The sequence below is a fragment of the Pararhizobium gei genome (genome assembly GCF_029223885.1).
Lineage (GTDB): Bacteria > Pseudomonadota > Alphaproteobacteria > Rhizobiales > Rhizobiaceae > Pararhizobium > Pararhizobium gei.
In genome coordinates this window covers 3,772,501-3,791,143 of the sequence record NZ_CP119409.1, presented here as the reverse complement: position 1 = coordinate 3,791,143, position 18,643 = coordinate 3,772,501, and the positions used below count along the sequence as shown (strand labels likewise).

Genomic DNA, 18,643 nt, shown 5'->3' with positions numbered 1-18,643 from the left:
GCGGATACCCGTTGCGCATCGTTCTCGCGACCGACAGCCGGAACCCCTCCGGCCTCGGCGAACATATGCTGACGCTCGGGCGAGCGCTTCGAGAAAGGTTCGATATCACGCTTGCTGCTCACGATGGAGCGGACGATAGACTGCTCTCGCGGGCAGCCCGCGCGAGGCTTGCGGTAAAATCTCTCGACGACGCCGGATCCTTCGAGAAATGGCTTAAATCTTCCGGTGTCTCGTTGCTCCATGTTCATGCGGGTATTGGTTGGGAAGGGCATGCCCTTGCCCAGGCTGGCGCGGCCTGCGGAATCCCTGTTGTCCGCACGGAGCATCTTCCCTACCTGCTGACGGAGAGCGGACAGAGAGCGCATTATGCCCGGGAGACCCAGGTTCTTGCGCATCATATCGTCGTGTCCGAAGCTTCGCTGGCCAGTTTTGCAGCCAACGGCGTCGATGCCAGCCGCATGACCGTCGTCCGCAATGGCATTTTCGCGTTGGAACCAAAGAACGTCCGGCGCGGAACAACCCTCGGCTTCGATGGCAAGAAGGTCCTCATGACAGTGGCGCGCTTCTCGTTGCAAAAGGATCACGCGACCCTGATCAGGGCAATGCCAGCGGTTATCGCTGCAGACCCCTCCGTCATCCTGCTTCTTGTCGGTCAGGGTGAGGAAATGGAGGCAATCAGGGCGTTGGCCGACGACCTGTCGCTCGGCTCTCATGTCCAATTCATGGGTCATCGCACGGATATTGCCGACCTGATGGCCGGTGCCGATCTCTTTGTCCTGCCGTCGCAATTCGAGGGCTTGCCACTAGCGGTTCTCGAAGCCATGTCGATCGGTCTGCCTGTCATCGCGACACGGATCGGCGGCACTATCGAAGCGCTGGGGTCACAGCATCCTCTCTTGGCGGAGCCCGGAAATCCCGCGTCGCTGGCGGCGACCTTAATTCGGGCTTTGAATGAGCCGGAACACACCAAAGCGGTGGGCCAGGCGGGCCAAAGGCGGTTTCGCGCCGACTTTTCGGCGCAACGCATGGCCAATGAAACCGCAGCCGTTTACCGGCGCTTTCTCTCTGAACAGACGAGTGACAGACAAGGACATGTTTCCATGCACAAGACACGTATCGGCTTCATCGGCGTCGGCGGAATTGCCCATCGGCATCTCGACATTCTCGCCGGTTTCGAGGACGTTTCCCTTGTAGCTTTTGCAGATCCGGATTTTGCACGCGCGGAGCAGGCGGCATCGCGGTTCGGTGCAAAAGCTTTCGACAGTCACAAGGCCATGCTGGAGAGCGAAGCGCTGGATGCCGTCTATATCTGCATACCGCCCTTTGCGCATGGAGATGCGGAACGGGATCTGATCGCTCGCGGAATCCCGTTTTTTGTCGAAAAACCGATAACGCTCGACATCGAACTGGCGGAAGAGATCAGTGCTGCGATTGCCGGCGCAAGCCTGATCACGGCTGTCGGCTATCACTGGCGTTACCTTGATACTGTCGAAGAAGCGCGCCGGCTTCTGGCGGATAATCCCGCACAACTCCTGTCGGGCTATTGGCTGGACCAGACGCCGCCGCCCCAGTGGTGGTGGAAGAACGAGCGCTCAGGTGGCCAGATGGTCGAGCAGACAACGCACATCATCGATCTGGCACGATACCTTGTCGGCGAGGTTGCGGATGTCTACGGGCACGTCGGGTTCAGGGACCGGGCTGAATTCCCGGGTCTCGACGTGCCTGCGGTCACCACAGCAAGTCTCACGTTTCAGTCGGGTGTCATCGCCAATATCACATCCACCTGCCTTCTTGGCTGGAACCACAAGGTTGGACTGAATATCTTTGCCGACAGGCTCGCGATCGAATTGACCGACCATGACATCATGGTCGACGTGGGGGCCGGCCGTCCTACCCGTCACGCTGACGGCGACCCTGTCTGGCGTGAAGATCGCGATTTTGTCGATGCGGTGCGTGGCAATGACAACCATATCCGCTGCACCTACGCGGATGCGCTGGAAACGCATCGGGTCGCTTTGGCGGTCGTGTCCGCTGCGCGCTTGGGTGAACCTATCCGGCTCGCCCCACCGAGCGTCCAGCGCAATGTTCTGGCGCCGCTGAAGCAGCAACCCCGAAACGAGCCACCGCAAGGCCTGCGGCCGGGCCATCGCATGATCCGCTCACTCGGGATCGAAGCGCCCGGGAAAGCCTATGTCTTCGAGTACGAGGAAGGTCCGCCAGCCGAGGGCCATGTCCGGCTGGAGACGCTCTATACCGGCTTTTCGGCGGGCACCGAGCTGACCTTCATGAAAAATACCAATCCCTATTTCCACTCCCGGTTCGATGCAGGTCGCGGCGTTTTCATCGAAAGCGAGCCCGATCTTCACTATCCGGTGCCTTTCCTTGGATATATGGAAGTCGCGCGGGTCCAGGAATCGAGGGCTTCCGGATTTTCCGACGGCGACGTTTTCGCCACGACCTATGCGCACAAGAGCGGCCATACCGCTGATCCGTTCCATGACGTGCTCGTACCTTTGCCCGTTGAGATCGATCCCATTCTCGGCGTGTTCGTCGCCCAGATGGGGCCGATTGCTGCCAATGGCATTTTGCACGCCGATGCGGACGCGCTTGGAAGCAATGTCCCTTTTCTAGGCGCTGGCATCGCAGGGCGTCGTGTCGTTGTGCTCGGTGCGGGGACGGTCGGATTGATGACCGCTTTTTTTGCGCAGACAGCCGGGGCATCCGGCGTGATCATCGCCGATCCCTCGGAGTTCCGGCGTCGCAAGGCGCAGGATATGGGTGTGCAGGCGATGACCGAGGACGAGGTCTGGCAGCATGCGAAAGCCCGTTGGCACAATGGCGGGAGCGACCGCGGCGCGGATGTGGTTTTTCAAACCCGGGCGCACGCGCAGAGCCTGCACACGGCGTTAAAAACGCTGCGCCCGCAGGGCACGGTGATTGATCTTGCCTTTTATCAAGGCGGCGCGGACGCGTTGCGGCTGGGCGAGGAATTTCACCACAACGGTCTTAACATCCGCTGCGCCCAGATCAATCGCGTCCCGCGCGGGTTGGGAACCCTTTGGGACAGACGCCGCCTTGCGGGGGAGACAGTCCGGCTTATGAAGAGCCATGGCGCCCTTATCCGCGAGCATATGATCACGCATGTCATTCCATTCGATGACGGGCCGACCTTCCTTGCCGACTTGGTGAAAAACCGGCCCGATTTCCTGCAGATCGTTTTTAAGGTCCACGAATGAACCCGCCCGAATCCCCAATCCGTGTCCTGTTCGTCTTTGCCTGGCTTGTCGTCGGCGGGGAGGAAACAGAGGTGCGGCTGCTGGCCGCCAATCTCGATCGCACCCGCTACCGGATCGATGTGGTTGCCTGTTTCCGCAAGCCCGATATGCCCCCTCAAACCCATGAGCAATTGACCGCGCTCGGCATCGATGTGGATATAACACCATACGATCTTTCGTTCGAGGATACGGTCTCTTATCTCGCCAACAAGATACCGGGCTATGACGTGGTGGTCTCCTGCCAGAATGTCGCCGACATTTATCCGGCTCTGGAGCAGCTCCATCTCCGCCCGCCTTTGATCGAGCATGGCGGGCTCGTGTCGGAAGCTCTGGCGGGGCCGAAGCATTTCACCACCCGTTATGTCGGTGTGTGCCGGTCCATTCGCGATGCTGCGGCGAGTGTTATGCCAGGGCGCGAGGACGATGCGATCGAAATCCCCTCGATGGTCGATCTGTCGGAGTTCGACCCGGTTCTACGTGCCCCGATCCGGGCCTCCCTTGGAATTGCGGACGATGCAATTCTTGTCGGTTGGGTGGGGCGGCTCGATCCTAAGAAAAATGTCGAGGACTTTATCGAGGCGGCGGCGCTCGTCCATGCACAAGACAAATCGGCGCGGTTCGCCATTGTCGGCGGTCCGGACGCCTTCATGCCCGACTATGCCGTTCGGTTGCAATCGCTTGCGATCAATCGGGGATTAACAGGAGCAATGACGTTTCTCGGCGACCGAAAAGACATTCCTGCATTGATGTCGGCATTCGATATCTTCGCTTGGCTGTCCGAGGGCGAAGGCATGCCGCATGTAATCGCAGAGGCCGGGGCTGCGGGTCTGCCCGTTATCGCAACGCCTGACAATGGAGCTTTGCAGCAGATCGACGACGGCATATCCGGTGTGTTCGTGCCCTATCGCGACCCTGCCGCCGTCGCTGCAGCGATCAGGATACTGATGGAGTCCCCGGAGTTGCGCGCGCGCCTGGGCCGGGCTCTTCGATCGAAGGTCGAGAGGGATTACAGCATTGGCGCTGTCCTTCCACAATGGGAGGATCTCCTGCAGGCGATGGTCGGTGAAAGGCCGTCCGCCGTTCCGCTGGGCTTATTCCAGTCCTTTCTACACGGCGGGTTCGAAAGTTCAACCCATCGCTTGCGACCGCGCGAGGGCGAGACGGCCGGCAAACGTCTGGACGTGATCGCCGCTACCTATCACGATGTCCATGCGGCGCAAGACTATGCGCAACTCGCACGCCATTCGATCTGCACGGTGCGAGACGGATTGCGCTGGCATCTCATCGAAGCGACCCCCGGCGTCTATGACTGGTCAAGTTTCCTGCCGATGCTCGCTGCGGCGCGGGATACGGGGACGCAGGTGATCTGGGATCTGCTGCATTATGGCTGGCCAGATGACATCGATATCTGGTCGCCGGATTTCGTGGAGCGTTTTGCGCGTTTTGCCGGTGCCGTTGCCAAGGTCGTGCGGGCCAAAACCGAGACCGTGCCATTTTACGCGCCTGTTAATGAGATCTCGTTCTTTTCCTGGGGCGGCGGCGATGCCGGCTATCTCAATCCCTTTGCCAACGGCCGCGGATTCGAGCTGAAGGTTCAGTTGGCGCGTGCCGCGATCGCGGCCATGGACGCCGTGCTTGCTGTCGATCCGCGGGCGCGCTTCGTGCACTGCGATCCCGTGATCAATGTTGTAGCCGACCCCACTCGCCCCTGGGAGCGGGGTGTCGCGGAAGGTCACCGCCAATCGCAGTTTCAGGGCTGGGACCTGCTTGCCGGACGCATGTGGCCACAAATCGGCGGCGCTGAAGCCTATCTCGATATCGTCGGCGTCAACTATTACCACAACAATCAATGGATCCACGGCGGACAGCCGATGGACCTGGGCCATGCGCTCTACAAACCGCTTCGCATCATCCTGATTGAAACCTATGCCCGGTATGGCAGGCCCATCTTCATTGCGGAAACAGGGATCGAAGCGGGCCGGCGTGCCGACTGGATCCGGTATGTTTATACCGAGGTGAAAGCGGCCATGGAGAACGGCGTGCCGATGGAGGGAATATGCCTTTATCCGATCATCAACCATCTTGGGTGGGACGACGACCGCGCCTGTGAAAACGGCTTGTTGTCGATGAATCTTTCTGGCCGGGAGCGATTTGTCCATTCACCTCTCGCGAAAGCCTTGATGGATATTCAGATCGACTTCGAAAAACAGTACATGGCAAGCTCTGCGTTCAGCGGAAGCAGCAGTCTCTGACAGGCAATCATGCGGCCGCGGCAGGCTTCATGTTGTGCCGGCTACGGCGCAGCAGCAACGGGGCGTGATATGCCCGCCGGTTGTCCTTTCCGAGGGAACAATCGGCAGAGGCTCTGGTTGTGCCGGTGCCTCCAACCAAAGGAACATCAATATGTTCATGAGAGTCGATAAGCTGCAGGCCAATCTGCCAGCGCCCAAACGTGCCGATCCCAATGCCGCTGCCGCACTGCAGGAACTGCTCGGTGGAAAATACGGAGAAATGTCCACCCTCGGAAACTACATGTTTCAGAGCTTCAATTTTCGTTCCAAAGAAAAACTTAAACCCTTTTATTCTCTCGTCGCCAGTATCACCGCCGAAGAACTCGGCCATGTCGAATTGGTGAGTAACGGCGTGGCCATGCTCAACAACGGGCCGGACATCCCAGACGCCGACGCCATGGATGGCGGCGATATTTCGGGTGCACCCTTCGAGGACATGAAGGACATCCGTCTGGCGGCAGCATTCCTCTCCGGTGCCGGCGGTGCGATGCCGGTGAACAGCAATGGCGCCTCCTGGAACAATGATTTCATCACCACGACCGGCAATGTCGTTATCGACCTTCTTCACAATTTTCATCTTGAATGCGGTGCTCGCCTGCACAAGCTGCGTGTCTATGAAACGCTGACGGACCCGACGGGACGCGAAGTCTGCGGCTACCTGCTTGTCCGTGGTTCCGTCCATGCCCATGCCTATGCGCTGGCTTTGAAGAAGATCACTGGCGTCGAGATCGAAAAATTTCTGCCGACACCGAATATCCCGCTCGCTAAAATTCCGGAGTGCCAGAAATATCTGGATGAAGGCTCGCATCGCCGCCTCTATACGTTCAGCCCGAACGATTACAAGGACATGGCTGGCATCTGGGGCAATGGAGAAGTCGCCTTGCCGAACGATCCGCCGGGGGAACTCGAGGTCGTCGATGGCATGCCCGAAGGCGGTAAGATCCATCAGCTTGTTGGCGTTCCCTCTGCCTTCACGCCGGACTATGCGCCCGAGGAAATGTTCGAGATCGCCGAGAAGCTTTACAAGAAATCCCGCTGAGGCTGTGACCCCACCCCCCGAAGTTGGTTTTCAACTTCGGGGTCTGTTCGCCCCGGACGATGTCGGTTTCAATATCTTTCAACGATTCCACAGCCCGCTGCGGCGGGAACTATTCCGCCGCCTCAAGTCCCGGCAAAATTGGCTGGCTGTGCAGCGGCGTCACCGTTGCCGCATGCGTTGGCCCCGGGTGGCCACCGGTGTTCTTCAAGGGTCTGTTTCCGGTCAAGGCGCGCACAGTGACGTAGAAGACCGGCGTCAGGAACAGGCCGAAAAGCGTCACGCCGATCATGCCCGAGAATACCGCGACGCCCATGGCGTGGCGCATCTCGGCACCGGCGCCCGTCGAGGTGACCAACGGCACGACCCCCATGATGAAGGCCATCGACGTCATCAGGATCGGCCGCAGGCGAAGGCGGCTTGCCTCGATGACGGCCTTGAACGGTGTGGCGCCCTCGAACTCCAGTTCACGGGCGAATTCAACGATCAGGATGGCGTTCTTGGCGGACAGACCGACAAGGACGATCAGGCCGATCTGGGTAAAGACGTTGTTGTCGCCTGCCGTCAGCCACACTCCGGCCAGGGCTGCCAGCAGCGCCATCGGAATGATGAGGACGATCGACAAGGGCAGCGAGAGGCTTTCATACTGCGCCGCCAGCACGAGGAAGACGAGGAGCACCGACAGCGGGAAGATCAGCAATCCCGTATTGCCGGCAATAATCTCCTGATAGGTCAGCTCAGTCCATTCGAAGGCAACGCCTGCCGGCAGGGTTTCGGCAGCAATCCGCTCAATGGCGGAGCGGGCCTGTCCGGATGAATAGCCCGGTGCCGTATTGCCATTGATATCCGCGGACAGGAAGCCGTTGTAACGCATGGCGCGTTCCGGCCCGGCGCTCGAATTAACTTTCAGCACGGCGGAAAGGGGGATCATCTCGCCCGAACTCGAACGCACCTCCAGCTTACCGATATCCTCCGCCTGCGCCCTATAGGCAGCGTCTGCCTGCACCCGAACGGAATAGGTGCGCCCGAACTTGTTGAAGTCGTTCACATAGACCGAGCCGAGATAGATCTGCAGGGTGTTGAAAATCTCCGTCAAAGGTACGTTTAGCTGGCGCGCCTTGGCACGGTCGACATCCGCGTAGAGCTGGGGAACATTGATCTGATAGCTGGAAAACATGCCGACAAGTTCCGGCGTCGCATAGGCTTTCGCCATGAACCCCTTCACGGCAGCGTCGAGCGCCTCGTAACCGAGGCCCGCCTTATCCTCCAGTTGCAGCTTGAAACCGCCGATGGCGCCGAGACCCTGGACGGGCGGCGGCGGGAAGATAGCGCTGAACGAATCCTGGATGACACTCAACTCCTGGTTCAGCCGCCCGGCAATCGCTCCGGCGGAAAGATCCGGCGTGGTGCGCTCCTCGAAAGGCTTTAGCGACAGGAAGACGATGCCGGCGTTGGAGGAGTTGGTAAAGCCGTTGATTGAGAGGCCTGGGAAGGCAATGGCGTTTTCGACACCGGGCACCTTGAGTGAAATATCGCTGATCCGGCGGATTACCTCCTCCGTCCGGTCGAGCGATGCGCCGTCCGGAAGCTGCGTGAAGCCGACGAGATACTGCTTGTCCTGCGGCGGCACGAAGCCGCCCGGCACCGCCTTGAAGAGAAAGACGGTGGCGCCGACGAGCAGCAGATAGACCCCCATCATCAGCGTCTTTCGCGAGATCACACCCTTGACGCCGGTGCTGTAGGCCCGCGACCCCCGGGAAAAGACGGCGTTAAAGCCGCGGAAGAACCAGCCGAACAGGAAGTCCATGACGCGTGTGAGCCTGTCCTTCGGGGCGTCATGACCCCGCAAAAGCAGGGCGGCAAGCGCCGGCGACAGGGTGAGGGAATTGAACGCCGAGATGACGGTCGATATGGCGATCGTCAGGGCAAACTGCTTGTAGAACTGGCCGGTGAGACCGGAGATGAAGGCAAGCGGCACGAAGACGGCGACTAGCACCAGCGCGATCGCGATGATCGGGCCGGAAACTTCGGTCATCGCCTTGTAGGTCGCCTCCCGCGGGGCAAGGCCGTTCTCGATGTTGCGCTCGACATTCTCGACGACGACAATCGCGTCGTCGACGACGATGCCGATGGCAAGCACCAGGCCGAAAAGGCTGAGCGCGTTGATCGAAAAACCCAGCATCTGCATGACGGCGAAAGTCCCGACGATCGAGACGGGAACGGCGATCAACGGGATAATAGAGGCGCGCCATGTTTGCAGGAAGATGATGACGACGATGACGACGAGGGCGATGGCTTCGAGCAGGGTGTGGATGACCGCCTCGATCGAGGCGCGAACGAACTGCGTCGTGTCATAGACGATGTCGTAGTCGACATCCTGCGGCATGGATGCCTTGACCTCTTCCATGGTGGCGCGAACCTGATCGGCGATCTCGATGGCGTTCGATCCAGGTGCCTGAAAGACGGGGATGGCGACGGCTTGCTTGTTGTTCAGCAGCGATCGCAATGAGTATTCGGCAGAGCCGAGTTCGATGCGGGAGACATCGCGCAGACGCGTGATCGCGCCGGTCGGGCTCGTCTTGATGATGATCTCGCCGAATTCCTCCTCGCTCTGCAACCGGCCCTGAGCATTGACCGACAACTGCAGATCGACGCCGTCAAGGTTTGGCGAGGAGCCGATGACGCCGGCGGCGGCCTGGATGTTCTGGGCACGGATTTCATTGACGACATCGGATGCCGACAGGCCAAGTTCGGCCATTTTCTGCGGGTCGAGCCAGATGCGCATCGAATAGTCGCCGGAACCGAATAGCTGGACCTGACCGACGCCATCAATGCGGGCGAGGCGGTCCTTGACGTTGATGAGCGCATAATTGCGCAGATAGGTCATGTCGTAGCGACCCTCGGGGGAGGTGAGGTGCACGACCATCATGAGATCAGGTGAACTCTTGATGGTCGTGACGCCGAGACGTCGCACCTCCTCGGGAAGCCGCGGCTCGGCCTGGCTGACGCGATTCTGAACCAATTGCTGGGCCTGATCGGGATCGGTGCCGAGTTTGAAGGTCACCGTCAGCGTCATCAGACCATCGGTCGTCGCCTGGCTGCTCATATAGAGCATGTCCTCGACGCCATTGATGGATTCCTCCAGTGGCGTTGCCACGGTCTCGGCGATGACTTTCGGGTTGGCGCCGGGATAGTTGGCGCGAACGACGACTTGCGGCGGCACGACATCCGGATATTCGGAAATCGGCAGGATCGTCATGGCGATCAAACCGCCAAGAAAGATCATGAAGGAAAGAACGCCGGCAAAGACAGGGCGATCGATGAAAAAACGGGAAATATTCATGGCGCGGATCGCCCTTATGTCTGGTGCCGTGAACGGCCTATTGGCTGACGGATGCCTGCATCTGCGCACTTGCGCCCGATGCCATGGACACCATTTCCGGTGCGACCAAAGCGCCCGGGCGGATGCGCTGCAACCCGTTGACGATAATGCGTTCCTTGGCCTTCAGGCCGGAGGTTACAATGCGTAGCCCGTCGGACTTCGTGCCCAGCGTGATCTCCCGATACTCTGCTGTGTTGTCCGGATTGACCACCATCACATATTTCTTGTTCTGGTCCGTGCCGATGGCGCGTTCGTGAACGAGAACGGCTTCTTCGCTCTTCGACTGACCCAGGCTCAGACGGGCGAACTGCCCTGGCATCAGCGCGCCATTGGTATTATCGAAGACGGCTCGCACGCGAACGGTGCCGCTTTCGGCATCGACGCTGTTATCGACGAGTTGCAGTTTGCCGCCGACATCCGCGCGCCCCGCCACATCCATCCGTACCGGTACACGGTCGAGAAAGTTGCGGGCGTTCACACCCTCGGGCAGTTCGGAAAGAATGCGCGCGACGATCTCCTCGTCGGCCTGGAAGCTTGCATAGATCGGGCTGAGCGATACGAGCCGTGTCAAGATCGGCGACGATGGGCCTGCGGCGATCAGGTTGCCGGCTGTGATTTCTATTTTTCCGACACGACCGGAAATCGGCGCCCGGATTTGCGTGTAACCCAGATTGAGTGTTGCCGACTGCAGCACGGCGCGGGCGGCTGCAAGGTCCGCCTCAGCACTCGCCTGATTGTTGAGGCGCTGGTCATAGTCGCTTTGCGAGACCGCATTCGAGGAAAGAAGCTGCTGGCCGCGCTTCAGCTCGATACGGGCAAGCGCTGCTCTTGCCTCGGCAGCGGTCACGCTCGCCTGTGCACGCGCCGCTTCGGCCTGATAGGGTGCCGGATCGATGGTGAAAAGCAGATCGCCTTTCCGGACGACGGCGCCTTCCTGGAAATGCACGCTCTCGATCGCACCGGCGACCCGGGACCGGAGCTCGACATTATCAACGGCCTCGAGACGTCCGGAGAAGGCATTCCACCGGGTAACCGGCTTTGATTCGACAACGGCAACGGATACCGGCACTGCCGCCGGTGCCGCGGCGGTCACATCTGCAGCATTTCCGCTGCCGGCAGGGCTGCCTTGCATTTCGAAATAGACAGTCGGCGCGAGGGTCGCGATGCCAAATACGAAGGCGCTGGCGAGCAGCTTGCTCGTAAAACTTGAGAGAGACATGACCTATCCTAGATTCTGCCCCGGGAGGGCTGACCGGATTGTCTTTCGTGGGAGGCGAAAGTTCCGGGCGCGAGTTCATTGACGTTCAATACCGATCGGTATAAAATAGAGTTCTTCACCGATCACTGTCAATGCGTTATATACCGATCGGTATAAAAAAATACGGGAGGTCTCAAGCCCATGGCTCGGCCAAGAGAATTCGATGTCGATCAGGCCCTTGAAACGGCGATGGAGCTGTTCTGGAGAAAGGGCTATGAGGGAACGTCGCTGGCAGATTTAACCGAAGGCATGGGGATTACCAAGCCAAGTCTATATGGTGTATTCGGCAATAAGGAAGGTCTTTTCCTGCAGGCTCTCGAGCGCTACCAGCGCACCAAGATGAATTTTTTCGAGGAAGCCCTGAATGCTTCTACTGCACGCCTAGTTGCTGAAAAAGTCCTGAAGGGCTTTGCCGATTCACAGACGGCCGAAACAGGACCAAGCGGTTGCCTCGGCATAAACGGGGCGCTGGCCTGCAGCGACGGGGCCGAGCATATTCAAAAATGCCTGGTGGAAAACCGGCATCGCGGAGAGCAGCAACTCGGCGAACGCTTTGAACGGGCCACCGAGGCAGAGTTGCCGCCCGGCCATGATCCGTTCGATCTCGCCCGCTACATCATGACGATTTCACAGGGCACCGCGATTCAGGCGGCGTCCGGCGCAGACCGGGCGGGACTCTACCGCGTCATCGATATGGCGCTTCAATTCTGGCCTAAGCAGGTGGTTCAGGAATCACTCAATTCCTAGTCGAACCTGACCGTCTTTTGACCCATGGCTGTCGCCAGCGACCGAACGAAAATCGGGTCGGACAAGGAAGAGAGTGGTGTCCACGAGAGGATTCGAACCTCCGACCCCAGGATTCATACCACTTCGGCTTTCGCCGCCGCCATTAGCGTTCGTGGTCTGGACTGTCCCTTGACCCTGGACCGAAGTCGTTAGGTCCTGCCCGTCCAGTCTCTACACCTTCACCGGATTTCTCCGGAGCTTGGCTCGGGATTGGCATGCTGAAGACAGCGAAGCGTTCCCCGACTTTGAGCAGATCGATTGTACGGTTTCCCTGTACAACCCCCAATTTTAGGAATCCTGTGCTCTATCCTGCTGAGCTACGTGAACAACGCGCTTTCAATAACCGACCTTCCTTCAGCAATCAACGGGTTTGGCGTTGGTTTGCGTATTCAGTGCGCGGATTCCTGTCCAATATCCCTTTACGGCCCCGTCGCATTGGCTTGATCGCTGTTTGTCTCCAAGGCCGAGACGTAGACTGGCGCGCGATGCTTTTCCAGTGTTAAGCATGGGCGGCGGCGCGGGAGGGGATTTCCAGGGACCGCCGCGTAGCGGCAACATGAAGCATGAGAGTTTGATCCGGCATGTTCATCGGTATTGATTGGGGCGGAACGAAAATGGAAGTCATCGCGCTCGACCGCGATGGCCAGACGAGAGCCCGGCACCGGATCGCCACGCCAACGAGCGGTTACGAAGCCTGCATTCGGGCGGTCCAGGAACTGGTGGCAACCGCCGAGCAGATGGCAGGAGAAACGGGAACGGTCGGCATCGGTATTCCCGGCAGCCCCAATCCGCGAACCGGCATCGTGCGCAACTCCAATGCGGTTCTCCTCAACGGCCAACCGCTGGGACGCGATCTTGGGGCTGCGCTCAAGCGTGAGGTCCGGCTTGCCAACGACGCCAATTGCCTGGCGATTTCGGAGGCCGTCGATGGTGCCGGCAAGGATGCGCACACGGTTTTCGGCGTGATTATAGGGACGGGTCATGGCGGTGGACTGGCAATCGGCAAACATGTTCATGCCGGCTATCAGGGTATTGCCGCGGAGATTGGCCATTATCCACTGCCCTGGATGACCGGAGACGAGTTTCCGGGACATGCATGCTGGTGCGGTAAACACGGGTGTCTCGACATGTATGCCTGCGGCACCGGTTTGGAACTCGATTATCGCACGGTCACCGGCATCGACCGGCGCGGCCGCGACATCATCGCCGACAAGCGCAAGGGAGAGCCGGTTGCTGCCGCCGTTTACGAGCGATTTATCGACAGGCTTGCCCGCAGCCTTGCGCTTCTGACCAATATCATAGACCCGGATGTCTTCGTGCTTGGCGGCGGCATGTCCAATGTCGATGAAATCTACGATGAATTGCCCGGCCTGATCGTCAAATACATCTTCGGTGACAGTTTCGAAACGCCGATCCGCAAGGCGGTGCATGGCGACAGTTCCGGCGTGCGCGGTGCCGCATGGCTCTGGAAAGACTGAAAACTCAAAGGGAGAGCAGGATGAGTATCGACACGGATCTGGAGCGGATCGCCTTTCAGGAGCATGAACTGCAGTTCGACAGTTTCAACCTTGCGACGGGATGGGCGCTTGGATCTCTGCTGCGGGACATGGCGGTCGAGCGCAAACTTGGCGTCGTCATCGATGTGACGCTGTTTTCCATGCCGATCTTTTATGTGGCGCTTGAGGGCTCCACACCGGACAATCCGAACTGGGTACGCCGCAAGCGCAATTGCGTCTTCCGCTTCCTCAAGAGCAGCTACGCCGTCGGCCTGTCTCTCGCCGCGCAGGAGACCACGATCCAGGCGAAATTCGGCCTTTCTGAAGCCGAGTTCGCATCGCATGGCGGCAGCTTTCCGATCGTTGTCAAGGGGACCGGCTGTATCGGCGCGGTCACGGTGTCCGGATTGCCGCAGCGCGACGATCACGTGCTGGTTGTTGAAGCGCTCGCCCGGCTTCTCGGCAAGGATCTCGCCTCGCTGACGCTTTCAGACTGACGTCCGAATGGATAATCGAAACATGGATATTGCCGGGTTTTCCGCGACGCTGAACGAATGGCTCTCTCAAACCGCGTTGCCGCTCTGGCGCGAGAAGGGCTTTGACGCCGCGAGCGGTGGTTTTGTCGAAACCATCGGCATGGACGGGCAGCCGACGCGCGCCAACCGGCGTTCGCGCGTTCAGCCACGCCAGGTTTACTGTTTTGCCGAGGCCGGGCGGCGTGGCTGGAGCGGCGATTGGCAGACGATCGCCACCGATGGACTGTCCTATTTCGACAGGGTCTATCTGCAGCCGAGCGGTTTTTACGGCGCGCTTGCCGACGCGGATGGGGTGTTGCTCGATCCGTCCTTCGATCTCTACAATCAGGCCTTCGCGCTGCTTGCCTTCGCTTATCTGGCGCAGGTGTTTCCGCAGCGCAGTGCCGAAATGGCGGCACGCAGCAATGCCCTACGCGGCCGGCTCGAGGCGCATTGCAAACATCCGACCTCGGGCTTCGAGGAAGACAATCCGCCACGGCTACCCTTGTGTTCCAACCCGCATATGCATCTTTTCGAGGCCTGTCTCGCCAGCGAAACGGTTGACGGTTTCGACACTGTTGCCTGGACCAATCTTGCCGATGAGATCGCTTTTCTCTGCATGGAGCATTTCATCGACCGGGAAAGCGGCGCGCTACGTGAATTCTTCGATCACGACTGGGCGCCAATCCCCGGTGACAAGGGGCGTATCGTCGAGCCCGGACATCAGTTCGAATGGGCCTGGCTGCTTCTGCGCTGGGGCGAGCGGCGCGGCAATGCAGATGCCTTGGTCAAGGCCCGGCGGTTGTTCGGGATCGGCGAGCAACACGGCATAGTCCAGCCTCGCGATGTGGCGGTCATGACGCTTTTCGACGATTTCTCGGTTGCCGATCCGATCGCCCGGCTGTGGCCGCAGACGGAATGGCTGAAGGCTTCGGTCCGTTTTGCCGCTCTGACGCAGGACGAGGAGCGCGAACGCTACCTGCGGTCCGCTGTCCGTGCCGCCACTGCTGTTCAGAGCTTTCTCGATGTCCCGGTCAACGGTCTGTGGCGGGACAAGCAGAAGGCGGACGGCAGCTTCGTCGATGAACCCGCACCGGCCAGCAGTTTTTACCATATTCTTTGCGCGATTTATGAAGTGGAGGATTGCCTGAAGCGGCTTTGACCGGAGATATCGCCGCGACTCCATGCGGTCCGCCTTGTCACAGGCGGACCGCTTCCGTTTTGGATCGCAACATCTGCCCAACTCATATGTTGACATAAAGATATCTTTATGTGAATTGTACCCGGCAGTTTATTGACGCTTTCAGAACGGGAGATTTCCCATGTCCGCCATCGACGCACTTTTCGGCGCAGTTTCCCCCAAACCGGATGGATCCGAGGTCATGGCAGCGCTCAAAGTGGCGGCCAGCGAGCGCATTCTGATTATGGATGGCGCGATGGGCACCGAGATCCAGCAGCTTGGTCTGGGCGAGAATCATTTTCGCGGCGAGCGATTCCAGGCCTGCGATTGCCACCTGCAGGGCAACAACGACCTGCTGACGCTGACCCAGCCGGGCGCGATCGAAGAAATCCATTACAACTACGCTATCGCCGGGGCCGACATCCTGGAAACCAACACCTTTTCTTCGACCTCCATCGCCCAGGCCGATTACGGCATGGAGGCCATGGTCTATGAACTCAACCGCGATGGCGCGCGTCTGGCCCGGCGCGCCGCCCTTCGGGCGCAGCAGGTCGATGGCCGGCGTCGCTTCGTCGCAGGCGCGCTCGGGCCGACCAACCGCACGGCCTCGATTTCGCCCGACGTCAATAATCCCGGTTTTCGCGCGACCTCGTTCGACGACCTGCGCATCGCCTATGGCGAACAGCTGCGCGGCCTGATCGATGGCGGCGCCGATATCATCCTGATCGAGACGATCTTCGACACGCTGAACGCCAAGGCGGCCATCTTTGCAACGGAGGAAATCTTCGGTGAAATGGGCGTGCGCTTGCCGGTGATGATATCAGGCACGATCACCGATCTCTCCGGCCGCACCCTGTCCGGCCAGACGCCGACGGCGTTCTGGCATTCGGTGCGCCATGCCGCTCCCTTCACCATCGGTCTCAACTGCGCGCTCGGCGCCAACGCCATGCGCGCGCATCTCGCCGAAATTTCGAGCGTCGCCGATACCTTTGTCTGCGCCTATCCGAATGCCGGCCTGCCGAACGAATTCGGCCAGTATGACGAAAGTCCGGATGAGATGGCGGCCCAGATCGAGGCGTTCGCCCGCGACGGCCTGGTCAACATCGTCGGCGGCTGCTGTGGCTCGACGCCGGCGCATATCCACGCGATTGCGCAGGCCGTCGCCAAACACAAGCCGCGCGCCATTCCGGACGTGCCTCGCCTGATGAAGCTGTCCGGTCTGGAGCCGTATACGCTCAGCAAGGACATTCCCTTCGTCAATGTCGGCGAGCGTACCAATGTCACCGGCTCGGCCAAATTCCGCAAGCTGATCACATCAGGCGATTATGCGGCAGCGCTCGATGTCGCGCGCGATCAGGTGGCGAACGGCGCCCAGATCATCGACATCAACATGGACGAGGGCCTGATCGATTCGAAGCAGGCGATGGTCGAGTTCTTGAACCTGATTGCCGCCGAGCCGGATATCGCCCGCGTGCCGGTCATGATCGATTCGTCCAAATGGGAGATCATCGAGGCCGGCCTGAAATGCGTGCAGGGCAAACCGCTGGTCAATTCGATCTCGATGAAGGAAGGCGAGGCGGCCTTCCTGCATCACGCCAAACTCTGCCGCGCCTATGGCGCCGCCGTCGTCGTCATGGCCTTCGACGAACAGGGGCAGGCGGATACGCAAGCCCGCAAGGTCGAGATCTGCACCCGCGCCTATAAGCTGCTGACCGAGCAGGCGGGCTTTGCGCCGGAAGACATTATCTTCGATCCGAACGTCTTTGCCGTGGCGACCGGCATCGAGGAGCACAACAATTACGGCGTCGATTTTATCGAGGCGACGCGGGAGATCACCCAGACCCTGCCGCATGTGCACATCTCCGGCGGCGTCTCCAACCTGTCCTTCTCCTTCCGCGGCAACGAGCCGGTGCGCGAAGCGATGCACGCTGTCTTCCTCTATCACGCCATCCAGGCGGGCATGGATATGGGCATCGTCAATGCCGGCCAGCTGGCCGTTTACGACCAGATCGAGCCCGAGCTGAAGGAAGCCTGCGAGGACGTCGTGCTCAACCGCCGCGATGACGCGACCGAGCGCCTGCTGGAACTGGCCGAGCGCTTCAAGGGTACGGCCGGCAAGGAGGCCAAGGAGCGCGATCTGAAATGGCGCGACTGGCCGGTGGAAAAACGGCTGGAGCACGCGCTGGTCAACGGCATCACCGAATTCGTCGAAGCCGATACCGACGAAGCGCGCCTCAATGCCGAGCGGCCGCTGCATGTCATCGAAGGGCCGCTGATGGCCGGCATGAATGTCGTCGGCGACCTCTTCGGCGCAGGCAAGATGTTCCTGCCGCAGGTGGTGAAATCGGCACGGGTGATGAAGCAGGCGGTCGCCGTGCTCTTGCCGCACATGGAGGCCGAGCGACTCGCCGGCGGCGGGCTTGGCGAGCGCAAAAGCGCCGGCAAGGTGCTGATGGCCACCGTGAAGGGCGATGTGCACGATATCGGCAAGAACATCGTCGGCGTCGTGCTTGCCTGCAACGACTACGAAATCATCGATCTCGGCGTCATGGTCCCGGCTGCGAAGATTCTGCAGGTCGCCCGCGAGCAGAAGGTGGATATCATCGGCCTGTCGGGGCTGATCACGCCCTCACTCGACGAGATGGTGCATGTCGCGGCCGAAATGGAGCGCGAGGGGTTCGACATTCCGCTCCTGATCGGCGGTGCGACGACCAGCCGCGTGCACACCGCCGTCAAGATCGATCCGCGCTACAACGCGGGCCAGACGATCTATGTCACCGATGCCAGCCGCGCCGTCGGCGTGGTCTCAAGCCTGCTTTCACCTGACACGAAGGCCGGTTATGTCGAGACCGTGCAGGCCGAGTATAAAAAGGTCGCGGCGGCTCATGGGAAAAACGAGCTGGAAAAGCAACGCCTGCCGCTCGCCAAAGCCCGCGCCAATGCCCAGAAGGTTGATTGGCAGACCTACCAGCCCAAGACGCCCTCCTTTCTTGGTACCCGCGTTTTCCAGGGGTGGGATCTTGCAGAACTCGCCCGGTATATCGATTGGACGCCGTTCTTCCAGACATGGGAGATGAAGGGGGTCTATCCAAAGATCCTCGATGACGAGCGCCAGGGCGAGGCCGCCCGCGCGCTGCTTGCCGATGCGCAAGCCATGCTTGCCAAGGTGATCGCGGAAACCTGGTTTGCGCCCAAGGCCGTCGTCGGCTTCTGGCCGGCCGGTACAGTCGGCGACGATATCCGCCTGTTCACCGATGAGACGCGGGAAACGCAGGAGGCCACCTTCTTCACGTTGCGCCAGCAGATAAGCAAGCGCGATGGCCGGCCGAACGTGGCGTTGTCGGATTTCGTCGCGCCTGTCGATAGCGGCAAGCAGGATTACATCGGCGGCTTCGTCGTAACCGCCGGCATCGAGGAAGTGGCG

At 60.1% G+C, this 18,643-nt stretch carries 10 protein-coding genes (1 of these 10 cut by a window edge); 8 read left to right on the top strand and 2 right to left on the bottom strand.

All coding sequences use genetic code 11. The annotated features are described in order from the left end of the window. Positions 1–65 precede the first annotated feature (65 nt). From PY308_RS18400 to PY308_RS18390, 3 genes are all read left to right on the top strand, one after another. On the top strand, positions 66–3,236 hold the full coding sequence (locus tag PY308_RS18400; RefSeq protein ID WP_275791194.1) for a glycosyltransferase: 3,171 nt from the start codon (positions 66–68) through the stop codon (positions 3,234–3,236). Then, positions 3,233–5,527: a glycosyltransferase family 4 protein gene (locus PY308_RS18395; RefSeq protein WP_275785428.1), complete on the top strand. Its 2,295-nt coding sequence runs from the start codon at positions 3,233–3,235 to the stop codon at positions 5,525–5,527. Before PY308_RS18400 ends, PY308_RS18395 begins: the two co-directional genes overlap by 4 nt. 151 nt (positions 5,528–5,678) lie before the next feature. Beyond that, a complete protein-coding gene (locus PY308_RS18390) occupies positions 5,679–6,605 on the top strand; it encodes a manganese catalase family protein (protein ID WP_275785426.1) in 927 nt (308 codons plus the stop codon). Between the two features lie 109 nt (positions 6,606–6,714). On the opposite strand, the gene PY308_RS18385 is transcribed toward PY308_RS18390, so the two are convergent. Together PY308_RS18385 and PY308_RS18380 are read right to left on the bottom strand one after the other, a co-directional pair. Continuing rightward, positions 6,715–9,945: an efflux RND transporter permease subunit gene (locus PY308_RS18385; protein WP_275785424.1), complete on the bottom strand. Its 3,231-nt coding sequence runs from the start codon at positions 9,943–9,945 to the stop codon at positions 6,715–6,717. Between the two features lie 37 nt (positions 9,946–9,982). Further along, the gene (locus PY308_RS18380; protein ID WP_275785423.1) at positions 9,983–11,203 is read right to left on the bottom strand and encodes an efflux RND transporter periplasmic adaptor subunit; all 1,221 of its coding nucleotides are present in this window, start codon (positions 11,201–11,203) and stop codon (positions 9,983–9,985) included. Between the two features lie 228 nt (positions 11,204–11,431). Here PY308_RS18380 and PY308_RS18375 point away from each other — a divergent pair, with 228 nt between their 5' ends. From PY308_RS18375 to metH, 5 genes are all read left to right on the top strand, one after another. Further along, on the top strand, positions 11,432–11,989 hold the full coding sequence (locus PY308_RS18375) for a TetR/AcrR family transcriptional regulator (RefSeq protein WP_338051075.1): 558 nt from the start codon (positions 11,432–11,434) through the stop codon (positions 11,987–11,989). A 620-nt stretch (positions 11,990–12,609) separates the two neighbouring features. Next, positions 12,610–13,506: an ROK family protein gene (locus PY308_RS18370; protein WP_275785420.1), complete on the top strand. Its 897-nt coding sequence runs from the start codon at positions 12,610–12,612 to the stop codon at positions 13,504–13,506. 20 nt (positions 13,507–13,526) lie between these two features. After that, complete coding sequence (locus PY308_RS18365) at positions 13,527–14,021, top strand: heme-degrading domain-containing protein (protein WP_275785418.1); 495 nt, start codon at positions 13,527–13,529, stop codon at positions 14,019–14,021. Between the two features lie 22 nt (positions 14,022–14,043). Further along, positions 14,044–15,201, top strand: coding sequence for an AGE family epimerase/isomerase (locus PY308_RS18360; protein WP_275785416.1), 1,158 nt, complete (start codon positions 14,044–14,046; stop codon positions 15,199–15,201). Positions 15,202–15,361: 160 nt separating this feature from the next. Continuing rightward, positions 15,362–18,643, top strand: partial view of a methionine synthase gene (gene metH / locus PY308_RS18355; RefSeq protein WP_275785414.1) — the 5' portion only. 489 nt of this gene lie beyond the right edge of the window; 3,282 of the gene's 3,771 nt are visible here — the first part of the coding sequence; it begins with the start codon at positions 15,362–15,364; the stop codon falls past the right edge of the window.

Bases quoted from the DNA above. Each gene is read 5' to 3' on its own strand.
- PY308_RS18400 (WP_275791194.1), top strand. From the start codon at position 66: ATGCTGACGCTCGGGCGAGCGCTTCGAGAAAGGTTCGATATCACGCTT.
- PY308_RS18395 (WP_275785428.1), top strand. From the start codon at position 3,233: ATGAACCCGCCCGAATCCCCAATCCGTGTCCTGTTCGTCTTTGCCTGG.
- PY308_RS18390 (WP_275785426.1), top strand. From the start codon at position 5,679: ATGTTCATGAGAGTCGATAAGCTGCAGGCCAATCTGCCAGCGCCCAAA.
- PY308_RS18385 (WP_275785424.1), bottom strand. From the start codon at position 9,945: ATGAATATTTCCCGTTTTTTCATCGATCGCCCTGTCTTTGCCGGCGTT.
- PY308_RS18380 (WP_275785423.1), bottom strand. From the start codon at position 11,203: ATGTCTCTCTCAAGTTTTACGAGCAAGCTGCTCGCCAGCGCCTTCGTA.
- PY308_RS18375 (WP_338051075.1), top strand. From the start codon at position 11,432: ATGGAGCTGTTCTGGAGAAAGGGCTATGAGGGAACGTCGCTGGCAGAT.
- PY308_RS18370 (WP_275785420.1), top strand. From the start codon at position 12,610: ATGTTCATCGGTATTGATTGGGGCGGAACGAAAATGGAAGTCATCGCG.
- PY308_RS18365 (WP_275785418.1), top strand. From the start codon at position 13,527: ATGAGTATCGACACGGATCTGGAGCGGATCGCCTTTCAGGAGCATGAA.
- PY308_RS18360 (WP_275785416.1), top strand. From the start codon at position 14,044: ATGGATATTGCCGGGTTTTCCGCGACGCTGAACGAATGGCTCTCTCAA.